Consider the following 13639-nt stretch of genomic DNA (forward strand, 5'->3'; position numbering starts at 1 on the left):
TCCCCCAGCGCCTCTTCCTGGCCATACCAGCGAAACTTAACCCGGCCCGCTTCGTGGCGTTTTGGCAGCGCGCGCTCCCCGCCCAGCACCAGCACCGAAGACTCACCCATCAACAGACGAATCGCCGTCGCAGGCACGCGCAGCACCGCCGGGCGATGCAGGGCATGGCCCAGGGCGTGAGCAAACTGTTCATTACGTACGGGGTAAGGAGATACCATGTTAAACGGCCCGCGCAGGTCGTTATCCAGCAGCCAGAGAATGCCGTTGACCATATCGTCGATATGGATCCACGCCAGATACTGACGACCGTTGCCGATGGGCCCGCCAAGCCCCATTTTAAACGGCGGCAGCATTTTACCGAGAATACCGCCCTTCGGCGCAAGTACCACGCCGGTGCGCAGCAGGCAGACGCGGGTACGATCGCTTTGCGCCGCGCAGGCGATGCGCTCCCACTGGGCGCAGAGTTTATGAGTAAACTCGTTGTGCGGCGGCTCCTCTTCGGTCACCACCACTTCACCGAGATCGCCATAGTAGCCTGTAGCAGAGCCTGAAATCAGCACCGAAGGCGGCGTCTCGCTGTTGCGAATCAGCTCAACCAGCCTTTCGGTCATGTTCCAGCGGCTGCTGCATAAACGCTGTTTTTGCTCTTCGGTCCAGCGTTTATCGGCGATAGGTTCGCCTGCGAGGTTGATGACGGCGTCAAAGCCGTTCAGATCCTGCCGTTCCGCCAGGCCTTTCCAGATCTCAACGCCGGCGCCCAGCACCTGGCGCGCTTTCTCCGGGCTGCGCGTGACCACGGTAATGTCGTGATGCAACGCCTGCAAACGTGGAATGAGATGGCGACCAATCAGGCCCGTACCGCCGGTGAGCAGGATCTTCATACAACCTCCAGGTTTACGCCTGGCGCTGCCAGCTTAACGTCATGGAGACGGAGTCGGCGTAGCGCAGGGCGTGAAGTTTATCGATCTCTACTTCAGCATAAGTGACCCAGTGGTGTTCGCGTGCGATGTCGAGCACATCCTGAGTTAATTTTTCCAGTAGCGCAAAACGGTTGTTCTCAACGTACTGGATGATGCTTTTGGTGATCGTGCGATAGTTCAGCGCGTCATTGATGTCTTCGCTGGCGCGCGCCTTGTCTGCTGGGTAGTGGATCACTACATTCACCACGATATCCTGGCGATTCGCGATCTCCTCCTCTTTGATACCAATGAACGTGCGTAAGCGTAAGTTTTTTATGCGAATAATAGCGTCATGCTGGGACATTGCAGGTCTTCTCCGTGTCAGTATTTTCACCTCATCATACATGAGGAGAACACCTGCACCCAACGGGGCGCAGGCTCAAATCTGATGGATTTTTTGCATGGCGCGTTCGGTGGCCGGGCGGGTCCGGATGCGCTCAAACCAGTTGTTCACCGCCGGATAAGTGGCCAGATCGATCCGGTGGCGTTCATGGGTGTTGATCCACGGCCAGCAGGCGATATCTGCGATGCTGTAATGCTCACCTCCCAGCCACGGTGATTTTTCCAGCCGACGGTTCAGGACCCCGTACAGGCGCTGGGTTTCGACCTGATATCGCTCAATGGCGTAAGGGATCGTCTGCGGCGCATAGGCGGTAAAGTGATGATTCTGCCCCAGCATTGGCCCCAGGCCGCTCGACTGCCAGAATAACCATTGCAGCGTGTGATGACGCTCGCGCAACTCCCCGCTCAGGAGCTTGCCGGTTTTCTCTGCCAGATAGAGCAAAATCTCTCCGGACTCAAACAGGCTTAACGGTTTGCCGCCGTCGGAGGGCAGGTTATCAATGATGGCCGGAATTTTATTGTTGGGCGATATGGCCAGAAAAACGGGGCGGAACTGGTCGCCTTTACTGATATCCACGCGAATGATCCGGTAGTCCACTTCGGCTTCTTCAAGAAAGAGGGTGATCTTATGGCCATTAGGGGTGGGGGCATAATAGAGATCTATCATTCTCAACTCCTGTCAGTGCGAATAGTGTTGCCATGAAAAATCAGTATAGGTGCTTGTTGTAAATCGTGAGTTTTCATCAAGTGACAGCGAGGCAAAGAGATTATATGTTGAGTGAAAACCGAGCAGCCGATGAGGATGTTATGAGTCAGCCTGTAATAACGTTGTGGTCCGATGCGAACTTTTTTTCTCCTTATGTCATGAGCGTTTATGTGGCGCTGGCAGAAAAGGGGCTTACTTTTAGTCTGAAAACCGTTGACCTGGACAGCGGCGAACATCTGAAGCCTCAGTGGCAGGGCTACGGGCTCACCCGCCGTGTCCCTGTGCTGGAGATCGACGGTTTTGAGTTGAGTGAATCCTCGGCGATTGACGAGTATCTTGAGGACCGCTTTGCCCCGCCAGAGTGGGAACGCATCTATCCTCACGATCTGCAAAAGCGCGCCCGCGCCCGCCAGATCCAGGCGTGGCTGCGTAGCGACCTGGTGCCGATTCGCACAGAACGCTCCACGGATGTGGTGTTCGCTGGCGTCAAAAAGCCCGCCCTCAGCGAGGAGGGCTTATCCAGCGCCCGGAAGCTGATTGAAACCGCGTCATCGCTGCTGGCGCAGGGTAACCCTAACCTGTTTGGCGAGTGGTGTATTGCCGACACCGATCTGGCGCTGATGCTCAATCGCCTGATCCTCAACGGCGATGACGTCCCACAGCGGCTGGTGGATTACGCCACATTCCAGTGGCAACGCGCGTCGGTACAGCGCTATCTGGCACTCTCTGCTAAGCGCGCGGGCTGATAAGACGGGGCGCTTGAGGTATGATAGGGGCAGTCTGAATTCCCGAGGAGTAACTGATGAAACTGATGTTTGCGTCGGATATTCATGGATCGCTGCCCGCGACCGAACGCGTGCTTTCTCTGTTCGCCCAAAGCGGGGCGCAATGGCTGGTGATCCTGGGCGATGTGTTAAACCACGGCCCACGCAATGCGTTGCCGGAAGGCTATGCTCCCGCGCAGGTGGCGGAAAAACTTAATCATTTTGCCTCGCGCATTATCGCCGTTCGCGGCAACTGTGACAGCGAAGTTGACCAGATGCTGCTGCATTTTCCCATCACCGCTCCCTGGCACCAGGTGTTGATGGAAAACAGCCGTTTGTTCCTGACCCACGGGCACCTGTTCGGCCCGGATAACCTGCCGTCACTCGCCGCTGGCGATGTCCTGGTTTATGGTCATACTCATATTCCGGTGGCGGAAAAACGCGGGGCGTTTTATCACTTTAACCCCGGGTCTGTTAGCATTCCCAAAGGCGGCAACCCGGCAAGCTACGGCATGTATGAAGACGGGACATTAAGCGTTATCGCACTTAATGATCAGCAAGTTATTGCGCAGATAGCGATTAATCCGTAAGTTACACCACAACTGCAAACGCGCCGTAAGAGCGCTTAGACGAGAAGGTTTCCCGATGGTGGAGCAGAATCATTTGGCAAGTACTGAGTGGGTTGACATTGTCAGCGAAGAGAATGAAGTGATCGCGCAGGCCAGCCGCGAACAAATGCGTGCGGAGCGTCTGCGTCACCGCGCGACGTACATCGTTGTTCATGACGGCATGGGCAAGATTCTGGTCCAGCGTCGCACCGACACCAAAGATTTTCTTCCTGGTATGCTGGATGCCACAGCGGGTGGCGTTGTGCAGGCCGATGAAGTATTGCTGGATTCCGCGCGTCGTGAAGCGGAAGAAGAGTTAGGTATCGCTGGCGTGCCGTTTGCCGAGCACGGGCAGTTTTATTTCGAAGATGAGCATTGTCGCGTCTGGGGCGGGCTGTTTAGCTGCGTTTCCCACGGGCCTTTCGCCTTGCAGGAAGAGGAAGTGAGCGAAGTGTGCTGGATGACGCCGGAAGAGATCACCGCGCGTTGCGACGAGTTCACGCCGGATTCCCTTAAAGCACTGGCGCTGTGGATGACCCGCAACGCCAAAAACGAATCCGCTAAACCGGAAAATAAGGCGGAAAAAGAGGAAGAGGCTGAGTAAGCCTTAACAGCTTTCCCGCAGACACAGGCTGGACGCGATGGGTTTATGGTCGCGCCAGTCTCCGTCATTCAGACGTTCCAGTAACGCTTTCCCGGCTTCAATCCCAATCTTGCGATGCGGTACTGCCATCGTCGTCAGCGGCGGCTGACAGACGCGGCTGACGTCGCTGTCGCCAAAGCCCACGACCGCTAAATCGTCCGGCACTTTGATGCGCCGACGCTGGCACTCATACAGCGCGCCGCAGGCCAGTTCATCTGACACGCACACCAGCGCATCCAGCTCCGGCCACGCCAGCAGGAACTCTGGCAATTGTGCCGCACCGGTGGAGAAGTTCGGCGGCATGGCGGCATTAATCACTCTGTTCGGCGACAGGTGGTGGCGCAGCATCGCCTTGTACCAGCCCTGCAAATGCTGCTGAAAAATCCACTGCTCCTGGTTAGCGCACAGCAGGCCGATATTCTGGTAGCCACGCTGAATCACCATCTCGGTAAGTTCATACATGGCGGCGACGTTATCAATCCCGATATTCATATCAATCGGATCGGCACGCATTGCACCCATTTCCATCACCGGGATAGAGGCGTTTTTTAGCCAGTGGCGTACGGTATCGGAGTGCTCGACGCTGAGCAATATCGCCGCGGCGATATTCGAGGCCAGCAGCGTTTCGAGCAGTTTCTCTTCCTGTTCAAGACGATGCTGAGATTCCGCCAGCATGATCTGATATCCGGCTGGCTGGAGCACCTGCTGTAGCCCGGCGAACATCTCGGAACAGCCAGCTTCGGAAAGATTGGGAACAACCATCGCAATCGTCCATGACGACGCCGATGCCAGTGCGCTGGCGGCAAGATTGGGCATATAACCCAGCTCCTGCACCGCGGCTTCAATTTTTTCACGCAGTTTATCGGAAACCTGTTCGGGCGTGCGGAGGGCACGGGAAACAGTCATCGTGCCTACGCCGGCAAGCTGTGCGACATCCGCGAGCGTTACTTTTCCGGTACTGCGCCGTTTTCGGGTTAAAGACATACATCTTCCTGCTGACAGGACGCGATTCAGTTTCATCCTTCATTTTACGTGACAGGCAGTATACGCCTTAAATCCCTTTTTTTGCTGTGATTTCGCACCATGATAGCAATTTGATAGCGCTATCACAGTTCTGCATGTTAGTCGTTGGTAGCGCTATCTTTGTGATCGCGATCGCAGTCATTGATTGATGGGTTGAATAGAGTTTGCCCATGTCTGGTCTTTAGCGGGAGTGAAAAATGCTCAAAAAGTGGATATATGATACAACCATCATCCTACAGGATAGCGTTGAAAGCTGGCCCCAGGCGCTGGAACTGTGCGCGAAACCGCTGCTGGATTTGCAGGTTATCGCGCCGGAATATGTTACGGCTATCATCGAGCAGCACCACACGTTAGGTCCCTACTATGTGCTGGCTCCTGGGCTGGCAATGCCCCATGCGCGACCGGAAGAAGGGGCGAAAGGACTTGGCCTGTCATTGTTAAAACTGAAACAGGGCGTCTCTTTTGGTGCCGGTGAGTTTGACCCCGTCGATGTGATTGTGATGCTGGCGGCGCCCGACAAGCATAGCCATATCGAAATGATCTCGGCCTTAGCGGAATTATTTTCCAGCGACGAAGATATGGCTGAATTACATCGGGCGAATACGCTGGAGGAGATAAAAACCGTCATCGATCGCTTCTGATTTAATTATTTAATCCGATTCATTGCAACATTACGCGTCAGCGTGATGGGGCGTACTCTACTCTAAAAAGGGGATAACAATGAAAATCATGGCTATTTGCGGCTCCGGCCTGGGCAGCAGTTTTATGGTCGAAATGAATATTAAAAAGGTGCTCAAAAAACTGGAAATTGAGGCAGAGGTTGAACACTCCGATCTCTCCTCGGCCACGCCGGGCGCGGCGGACCTGTTTGTAATGGCGAAAGACATTGCCGCCAGCGCCAGCGTGCCGGAAAGCCAGCTGGTGGTGATCAACAATATCATCGATATCAACGAACTCGAAGCGCAGCTGCGCGCCTGGTTCGAAAGACAATAATCCTGATAAGGCGAGGTGGATATGTTTATCCTTGAAACGCTGAATTTCGTTGTTGATATTTTAAAAGTCCCTTCAGTACTGGTCGGGTTAATTGCCCTGATTGGTCTTGTGGCGCAGAAAAAAGCCTTTTCGGATGTGGTAAAAGGCACAATTAAAACCATTCTCGGCTTTATTGTACTGGGCGGCGGCGCAACCGTGCTGGTGGGCTCTTTAAATCCGCTCGGCGGTATGTTTGAGCACGCCTTTAATATTCAGGGCATTATTCCCAACAATGAAGCTATTGTGTCCATTGCCCTGGAAAAATATGGCGCTTCCACCGCGCTCATTATGGCCTTCGGGATGGTGGCGAATATTATTGTCGCGCGCTTTACCCGCCTGAAGTACATCTTCCTGACCGGGCATCATACCTTCTACATGGCATGCATGATTGGCGTGATCCTGACGGTTGCAGGTTTCGAGGGGGTCGGGCTGGTCTTTACCGGTTCGTTGATCCTCGGCCTGATTATGGCCTTCTTCCCGGCGATTGCGCAGCGCTATATGAAGCGTATTACCGGCAACGATGAGATCGCCTTCGGTCATTTCGGCACGCTGGGCTACGTGCTGTCCGGCTGGATTGGCAGCAAGGTCGGCAAAGGCTCGCGCTCCACCGAAGAGATGAACCTGCCGAAGAACCTTAGCTTCCTGCGTGACAGTTCAATCTCCATCTCCCTGACCATGATGATTATCTACCTGATCATGGCGGTGAGCGCCGGACGTGAGTACGTAGAGGCCACCTTCAGCGGCGGCCAGAACTACCTGGTGTACGCCATCATTATGGCCATCACCTTCGCGGCAGGCGTGTTCATCATCTTGCAGGGCGTGCGCCTGATTCTGGCGGAAATCGTCCCGGCCTTTACCGGCTTCTCGGAAAAACTGGTGCCCAATGCGCGGCCTGCGCTGGACTGCCCGGTGGTTTACCCGTATGCGCCAAACGCGGTGCTGATTGGCTTCCTGTTTAGCTTCCTCGGCGGGATTGTGGGCTTGTTCATCTGCGGTCAGTTTAGCTGGGTGCTGATCCTGCCGGGCGTGGTGCCGCACTTCTTCACTGGCGCAACGGCAGGCGTGTTTGGTAACGCCACCGGCGGACGCCGCGGGGCGATGATTGGCGCGTTTGCTAACGGCCTGCTGATCACCTTCCTCCCGGTCCTGCTGCTGCCTGTTCTGGGCGCAATTGGCTTTGCGAATACGACCTTCTCGGACGCTGATTTTGGTGCGGTCGGGATTGTGCTGGGCAACCTGGCACGCTTCCTGTCGCCGCTTGCCATCACCGGACTGGTTGTTGTGTTGTTCGCGCTGCTGGTGGCCTACAACGTCTTCGCTAAAAACAAACCTGCCAGCGGTAACGCGCAGGAAAACCCCGGAGCCAAATCATGAATGAGAATGAAATAACCGACCTGGCGCGTCAGATCCGCCTTGAGACGCTGAAATCCCTTACGCAGCTGGGTTTTGGGCACTACGGCGGCAGCATGTCAGTCGTTGAAACGCTGGCCGTTCTGTACGGCGCGGTGATGAAAATTGACCCGGCCGATCCGGACTGGCCAGAGCGCGATTACTTTGTGCTGTCGAAAGGCCATGCGGGGCCGGCGCTGTACAGCACGCTGGCGATTAAGGGCTACTTCCCGATTGAAGAGCTGAGCACGCTGAACCAGAACGGGACGCGTCTGCCAAGTCACCCGGATCGCCTGAAAACACGCGGCGTGGATGCCACCACCGGATCACTGGGACAGGGGATCTCCATCGCTGGCGGCATGGCGCTGTCGCACAAGCTGGCAGGAAGGCCAAACCGGGTGTTTTGCATCGTTGGCGACGGAGAACTGAATGAAGGGCAGTGCTGGGAAGCCTTCCAGTTTATCGCTCACCATCGACTGAACAACCTGACGGTATTCGTGGACTGGAACAAACAGCAGCTCGACGGCGAACTGGACGAAATCATCAGCGCTTTCGACCTGGAAGGCAAATTCCGCGCCTTTGGTTTTGACGTGGTGACGGTGAAAGGGGATGACATTCCGGCGCTGCTGGAGGTGACCGCGCCGATCCCTGAGGCCGATGCGCGTCCGCGGGTGGTGATCCTCGACAGCATCAAAGGGCAGGGGGTGCCATACCTGGAACAGCTCAGCAACTCGCATCACCTGCGATTAACCGAGGAGAGCAAAGCGGCGCTTAACGAGACGATTCGCCAACTGGAGGCTTCACATGATTAAGGTTGCACCGACAGGACAGAAAGATGCCGTTGAGATGCGTAAGGTCTACGCGGGTTTTGTGGCAAAACAGATTGAGGCCGGGAGCGAGATCATTGCGCTCGAAGCGGATCTGATGAGTTCGATGGCGATGGACGGCGTAGCGCGTGATTACCCGCAGCACGTCATCAACTGCGGCATTATGGAGGCCAACGTGATTGGGACGGCCGCCGGACTGTCGCTCACCGGACGTAAGCCGTTCGTCCATACCTTTACCGCCTTTGCCAGCCGTCGCTGCTTCGACCAGCTGTTTATGTCCCTGGACTACCAGCGCAATAACGTGAAGGTGATTGCCTCGGATGCGGGCGTGACGGCCTGCCACAACGGCGGGACGCATATGTCGTTTGAGGATATGGGCATCGTGCGCGGTCTGGCGCATTCAGTGGTGCTGGAGGTGACCGATGCGGTGATGTTCGAAGATGTGCTGCGTCAGCTCATCGACCTCGAAGGCTTTTACTGGGTGCGGACCATCCGTAAACAGGCGCCGAGCGTGTATGCCCCGGGGTCAACCTTCACCATCGGCAAGGGCAACGTGCTGCGCGAAGGAACCGATATTACCCTGATTGCTAACGGCATTATGGTGGCGGAAGCGCTGGAGGCGGCGCGCCAGCTGGAGCAGGAGGGGGTAAGCGCAGCGGTCATCGACATGTTTACCCTGAAGCCCATCGATCGGATGCTGGTGAAAAACTATGCCGAGAAAACCGGGCGTATTGTGACCTGCGAAAATCACAGCATTCACAACGGGCTGGGGTCGGCGGTGGCGGAAGTGCTGGTGGAAACCTGTCCGGTGCCTATGCGGCGGGTGGGGGTGAAGGAACGGTATGGTCAGGTGGGTACGCAGGACTTCTTGCAGAAGGAGTATGGCCTGACGGCACATGACATTGTGTCGGCGGCGCGAGAGTTGCTGTAATAAAAAAGGCGACCAGTTAAGTGGTCGCCTCTCTTGCCGGATGGCGCTTCGCTTATCCGGCCTACAAAACCGTAGGCCCGGTAAGCGCTAGCGCCACCGGGCTTTTTATCTTACTGCTGCTGCGAAGACTGGATCGCGGTCAGCGCGATGGTGTAGACGATATCGTCAACCAGCGCACCACGGGACAGGTCGTTCACAGGTTTGCGCATGCCTTGCAGCATTGGCCCGATGGAGATCAGGTCTGCTGAACGCTGTACCGCTTTATAGGTGGTGTTACCGGTGTTCAGATCCGGGAAGATGAACACGGTAGCGCGACCTGCAACCGGCGAGTTCGGCGCTTTGGATTTCGCCACATCAGCCATTACCGCGGCATCGTACTGGAGCGGGCCGTCGATCATAAGATCCGGACGTTTTTCCTGTGCAATGCGGGTTGCTTCACGGACTTTCTCTACGTCACTACCTGTACCAGAGGTACCGGTGGAGTAGGAGAGCATCGCGACGCGCGGTTCAATACCGAAGGCCGTTGCGGAGTCCGCAGACTGGATAGCGATTTCTGCCAGCTGCTCGGCGGTTGGGTCCGGGTTGATCGCGCAGTCGCCGTAAACGTAAACCTGTTCAGGCAGCAGCATGAAGAACACGGAGGAGACCAGAGAGCTGCCCGGTGCGGTTTTGATCAGCTGCAACGGTGGGCGGATGGTGTTCGCGGTGGTGTGAACCGCACCGGAAACCAGACCGTCAACTTCGTCCTGCTCCAGCATCAGCGTACCCAGCACCACGTTGTCTTCCAGCTGCTCGCGCGCAACGGCTTCGGTCATGCCTTTGTTCTTACGCAGCTCAACCAGACGGGCAACGTAGCTTTCGCGGACCACGTCAGGATCAACGATTTCGATGCCCGCGCCCAGCTCAACGCCCTGAGACGCCGCAACGCGGTTGATCTCATCCGGGTTACCCAGCAGCACACAGGTCGCGATACCGCGCTCTGCACAGATGGCCGCCGCTTTAACGGTACGTGGTTCGTCGCCTTCTGGCAGAACCACGCGTTTGCCCGCTTTACGCGCCAGCTCGGTCAGCTGGTAACGGAAGGCTGGAGGAGACAGACGACGGCTGCGCTCGGAGGTCGCCGTCAGGGATTCGATCCAGTCTGCGTTGATGTAGCCCGCAACGTATTCCTGAACTTTCTCGATACGCTCGTGGTCATCAACCGGCACTTCGAGGTTGAAGCTTTGCAGGCTCAGGGAGGTCTGCCAGGTGTTGGTGTTCACCATGAAGACTGGCAGGCCAGTGGCGAACGCACGTTCGCACAGCTTGCTGATACGCGCGTCCATTTCGTAGCCGCCGGTCAGCAGAATGGCACCGATTTCCACGCCGTTCATCGCCGCCAGACAGGCTGCAACCAGCACGTCCGGACGGTCTGCGGAGGTCACCAGCAGGGAACCTGCGCGGAAGTGCTCCAGCATGTGCGGAATGCTGCGCGCACAGAAGGTCACGGACTTCACGCGGCGGGTGTTGATATCGCCTTCGTTGATCACGGTGGCGTTCAGGTGACGCGCCATATCGATTGCACGGGTGGCAATCAGATCGAAGCTCCATGGCACCGCGCCCAGAACAGGCAGCGGGCTGGAATCCTGCAACTTAGCCGGGTCAACTTTGATGACTTTCGCTTTGGAAGAGTCGTCAAAAATTTCGGACAGGTCAGGACGCGTACGGCCCTGCTCATCTACTGGCGCGTTCAGCTTGTTAACAATCACGCCGGTGATGCTGGTGTTTTTCGCACCGCCAAAGCTGCTGCGCGTCAGTTCGATACGCTCTTTCAGCTGCTCTGGGGTATCCGTGCCCTGAGACATCACGAAAACGATCTCTGCGTTCAGGGTTTTCGCGATTTCAAAGTTCAGAGACTGGGCAAACTGGTGTTTACGGGTCGGGACCAGGCCTTCAACCAGCACCACTTCCGCGTCCTGCGCGTTTGCGTGGTAGTTGGCAATGATCTCTTCCATCAGCACGTCTTTCTGGTTGCTGGAGAGCAGAGATTCAACGTGGCTCATCTTCAGCGGTTCAGCCGCTGGCAGATTGGAGTTCTTGCGCACGATGGTGGTGGTCTGGTCTGGCGCATCGCCACCGGCACGTGGCTGGGCGATAGGCTTAAAGACGCTCAGACGAACGCCTTTGCGTTCCATAGCGCGGATCACGCCGAGGCTGACGCTGGTCAGGCCGACGCTGGTTCCGGTAGGGATCAGCATAATAGTACGGGACACGGTTTATCCTCTTTCGTTACCGCCGCGTTGGGCGGGTTACAAAACAGCACCGCCAGCATTGCTGGCGGTGTGGAATCAGGCAGTCAGGCGGTGCGCGTCTTGCGCGATGACCAGCTCTTCGTTAGTTGGGATAACGATAGCAGGGCGGGTGCCTTCTTTGTTGATGAAGCCAGACTTGCCGAAGCGGGCAGCCAGGTTACGCTCATGATCAACTTCGAAGCCCAGAACGCCCAGTTTGCCCAGGGACAGTTCACGTACCATTGCCGCGTTCTCACCGATGCCGCCGGTGAAGATAACAGCATCCAGACGGCCTTCCATCAGCGCGGTGTAAGAACCGATGTACTTCGCCAGACGGTGGCAATAAACGTCCATTGCACGTTTAGCGTCAGCTTTTTCTGCGTAGTTGTCTTCAACGTAACGGCAGTCGCTGGTGACCTCGGTCAGGCCCAGCAGGCCAGACTCTTTGGTCAGCATTTTGTTGATGTCGTCAACGCTCATGCCCAGGGTGTCGTGCAGGTGGAAGATGATCGCCGGGTCGATATCACCGGAACGGGTACCCATCACCAGACCTTCCAGCGGGGTCAGACCCATAGAGGTGTCAACACACTTACCGTTGCGGATAGCGGAAACAGAACCACCGTTGCCCAGATGGCAGGTGATAATGTTGACTTCTTCAACCGGCTTGTTCAGCACTTTTGCGGCTTCCTGAGTCACATAGAAGTGGCTGGTGCCGTGAGCGCCGTAACGACGGACGCCGTGCTCTTTGTACAGGCTGTATGGCAGGGCATAGAGGTAAGACTCTTCCGGCATGGTCTGATGGAACGCGGTATCAAACACGGCCACGTTTTTGTCTTTCAGACTCGGGAAGGATTTCAGTGCTTCAGCGATACCGATCAGGTGAGCCGGGTTATGCAGCGGTGCGAAAGACGCAGAGTCTTTGATACCCTGAATCACGGAGTCGTCGATTACCACGGAACTGGTGTATTTTTCGCCGCCATGGACGATACGGTGACCAATTGCGGTCAGCTGAGCAGACAGTTCTGGTTTTTGTGCCAGAATAGTGTTAACGATAAAGTTCAGCGCTTCACTGTGAGCGGCGCCTGCACCTAAAGCCGCTTCTTGTTTGCTGCCGTCCATCTTCCACTTGATACGTGCTTCAGGCAGATGGAAACATTCGGCCAAACCAGAGAGGTACTCGTCACCGTTGAGCGCATCGATGATGGCGAATTTCAGTGAGGAGCTACCGCAGTTCAGAACCAGTACTAACTTACTCGACATGGAAGTACCTATTATTGATACGTGGCTAAAAAAACGTCAGTGAGTCTAAAAGCGTAACGCATGCTGACCCAGACATTTATGATTAACATCATGCCAAACGAACATTCTGGCAGGATGGAAGAAATACCTATGATTTTAAGCCATTTTGAACATTTTTCAGACAATGGCATAATATGCGATAATTTGACGAGTTAACGCTTATCGTCTACGGCCCTATCAGGCTGGCACAGGATACCCGATACGGGGTAGCGATGACAAAATATTTTGAACGTTGTCATAGCCTGTTGTGGTTTTGCACGAAAATTTTAATTTTTATATGTGAAGTTGAGGTACAGCCATGTCGACACCCGAAATCCCGTCCGTGAACTTTTTTAGTCTGTTTCGTCGGGGACAGCATTACGCAAAGACATGGCCGATGGAAAAGCGCCTCGCGCCCATGTTTATTGAAAATCGCACTATTCGCGCCACGCGCTATGCGATTCGCTTTATGCCCCCGATTGCCGTTTTTACCCTGTGCTGGCAGATAGCGTTAGGTGGACAGCTTGGCCCTGCCGTCGCGACGGCGCTCTTTGCGTTAAGCCTGCCGATGCAGGGGCTATGGTGGTTAGGGAAACGTTCCGTCACGCCACTTCCGCCTTCTATTTTACACTGGTTTTATGAAGTGCGTGGAAAGCTGGAGGAGGCGGGCCAGGCGCTGGCACCGGTTGAAGGCAAGCCGGACTATCAGGCGCTGGCGGATACCCTCAAGCGTGCGTTTAAACAGCTTGATAAAACATTCCTCGATGACTTGTGATTGATCATCGAAACGACGACCAAAAGAAGGCACAGTAACAATCAGTTACCGTGTCTTTTTTTTACAGTGCAATGCGCTACAGGAGTCGAAAG

General features: G+C 55.7%; 15 protein-coding genes. 9 read left to right on the forward strand and 6 right to left on the reverse strand.

Annotation, left to right across the window (positions count from 1 at the left end; genetic code table 11):
* The 3 genes from ACNQ0W_RS12480 to yfcG all read right to left on the reverse strand — a co-directional run.
* The coding region (locus ACNQ0W_RS12480) for a TIGR01777 family oxidoreductase (protein WP_417933203.1) at nucleotides 1–881 on the reverse strand (881 nt) is incomplete at its 3' end.
* Between the two features lie 13 nt (nucleotides 882–894).
* A complete protein-coding gene (gene folX, locus ACNQ0W_RS12485) occupies nucleotides 895–1263 on the reverse strand; it encodes a dihydroneopterin triphosphate 2'-epimerase (protein WP_003861432.1) in 369 nt (122 codons plus the stop codon).
* 75 nt (nucleotides 1264–1338) lie between these two features.
* Complete coding sequence (gene yfcG, locus ACNQ0W_RS12490) at nucleotides 1339–1968, reverse strand: GSH-dependent disulfide bond oxidoreductase (protein WP_003861434.1); 630 nt, start codon at nucleotides 1966–1968, stop codon at nucleotides 1339–1341.
* 140 nt (nucleotides 1969–2108) lie between these two features.
* Between yfcG and yfcF the strand changes: the two genes are divergently transcribed.
* Genes yfcF through yfcD form a run of 3 tightly spaced genes read left to right on the forward strand, consistent with a single transcriptional unit; the run spans nucleotide 2109 to nucleotide 3983 of the window.
* The gene (yfcF, locus tag ACNQ0W_RS12495) at nucleotides 2109–2753 is read left to right on the forward strand and encodes a glutathione transferase (RefSeq protein ID WP_062932726.1); all 645 of its coding nucleotides are present in this window, start codon (nucleotides 2109–2111) and stop codon (nucleotides 2751–2753) included.
* Between the two features lie 56 nt (nucleotides 2754–2809).
* Complete coding sequence (gene yfcE / locus ACNQ0W_RS12500) at nucleotides 2810–3361, forward strand: phosphodiesterase (protein ID WP_162875878.1); 552 nt, start codon at nucleotides 2810–2812, stop codon at nucleotides 3359–3361.
* A gap of 55 nt (nucleotides 3362–3416) precedes the next feature.
* On the forward strand, nucleotides 3417–3983 hold the full coding sequence (gene yfcD / locus ACNQ0W_RS12505; RefSeq protein ID WP_006811396.1) for an NUDIX hydrolase YfcD: 567 nt from the start codon (nucleotides 3417–3419) through the stop codon (nucleotides 3981–3983).
* 3 nt (nucleotides 3984–3986) lie between these two features.
* On the opposite strand, the gene ACNQ0W_RS12510 is transcribed toward yfcD, so the two are convergent.
* Nucleotides 3987–5006 carry a LacI family DNA-binding transcriptional regulator gene (locus ACNQ0W_RS12510; RefSeq protein ID WP_017383439.1) on the reverse strand — a complete coding sequence of 340 codons (1020 nt, stop codon included), beginning with the start codon at nucleotides 5004–5006 and terminating at the stop codon, nucleotides 3987–3989.
* A 236-nt stretch (nucleotides 5007–5242) separates the two neighbouring features.
* On the opposite strand from ACNQ0W_RS12510, the gene ACNQ0W_RS12515 reads away from it, so the two are divergent.
* From ACNQ0W_RS12515 to ACNQ0W_RS12535, 5 genes are all read left to right on the forward strand, one after another.
* Entirely contained in the window at nucleotides 5243–5686 is a 444-nt protein-coding gene (locus ACNQ0W_RS12515; protein WP_040117902.1) for a PTS sugar transporter subunit IIA, read from the forward strand.
* Between the two features lie 79 nt (nucleotides 5687–5765).
* Nucleotides 5766–6038, forward strand: coding sequence for a PTS sugar transporter subunit IIB (locus tag ACNQ0W_RS12520; RefSeq protein ID WP_003861447.1), 273 nt, complete (start codon nucleotides 5766–5768; stop codon nucleotides 6036–6038).
* A gap of 21 nt (nucleotides 6039–6059) precedes the next feature.
* Nucleotides 6060–7451: a PTS ascorbate transporter subunit IIC gene (locus ACNQ0W_RS12525; protein ID WP_017383437.1), complete on the forward strand. Its 1392-nt coding sequence runs from the start codon at nucleotides 6060–6062 to the stop codon at nucleotides 7449–7451.
* Nucleotides 7448–8278, forward strand: a complete 831-nt coding sequence (locus ACNQ0W_RS12530; protein ID WP_015572264.1) for a transketolase — start codon at nucleotides 7448–7450, stop codon at nucleotides 8276–8278. The genes ACNQ0W_RS12525 and ACNQ0W_RS12530 overlap by 4 nt, the downstream gene beginning before the upstream one ends.
* Nucleotides 8271–9224, forward strand: coding sequence for a transketolase family protein (locus tag ACNQ0W_RS12535; RefSeq protein WP_015572265.1), 954 nt, complete (start codon nucleotides 8271–8273; stop codon nucleotides 9222–9224). Before ACNQ0W_RS12530 ends, ACNQ0W_RS12535 begins: the two co-directional genes overlap by 8 nt.
* Nucleotides 9225–9334: 110 nt before the next feature.
* Here the strand turns inward: ACNQ0W_RS12535 and pta are convergent, their stop codons facing one another.
* The gene (pta, locus tag ACNQ0W_RS12540) at nucleotides 9335–11476 is read right to left on the reverse strand and encodes a phosphate acetyltransferase (RefSeq protein ID WP_062932727.1); all 2142 of its coding nucleotides are present in this window, start codon (nucleotides 11474–11476) and stop codon (nucleotides 9335–9337) included.
* Nucleotides 11477–11551: 75 nt separating this feature from the next.
* On the reverse strand, nucleotides 11552–12754 hold the full coding sequence (gene ackA, locus ACNQ0W_RS12545) for an acetate kinase (RefSeq protein WP_015572267.1): 1203 nt from the start codon (nucleotides 12752–12754) through the stop codon (nucleotides 11552–11554).
* A gap of 337 nt (nucleotides 12755–13091) precedes the next feature.
* Here ackA and yfbV point away from each other — a divergent pair, with 337 nt between their 5' ends.
* Nucleotides 13092–13547: a terminus macrodomain insulation protein YfbV gene (gene yfbV / locus ACNQ0W_RS12550; RefSeq protein WP_003861459.1), complete on the forward strand. Its 456-nt coding sequence runs from the start codon at nucleotides 13092–13094 to the stop codon at nucleotides 13545–13547.
* Nucleotides 13548–13639 lie beyond the last annotated feature (92 nt).

Origin of the sequence: Enterobacter cloacae complex sp. 6730903, from assembly GCF_048283985.1 — a bacterium.
Lineage (GTDB): Bacteria > Pseudomonadota > Gammaproteobacteria > Enterobacterales > Enterobacteriaceae > Enterobacter > Enterobacter hormaechei_C.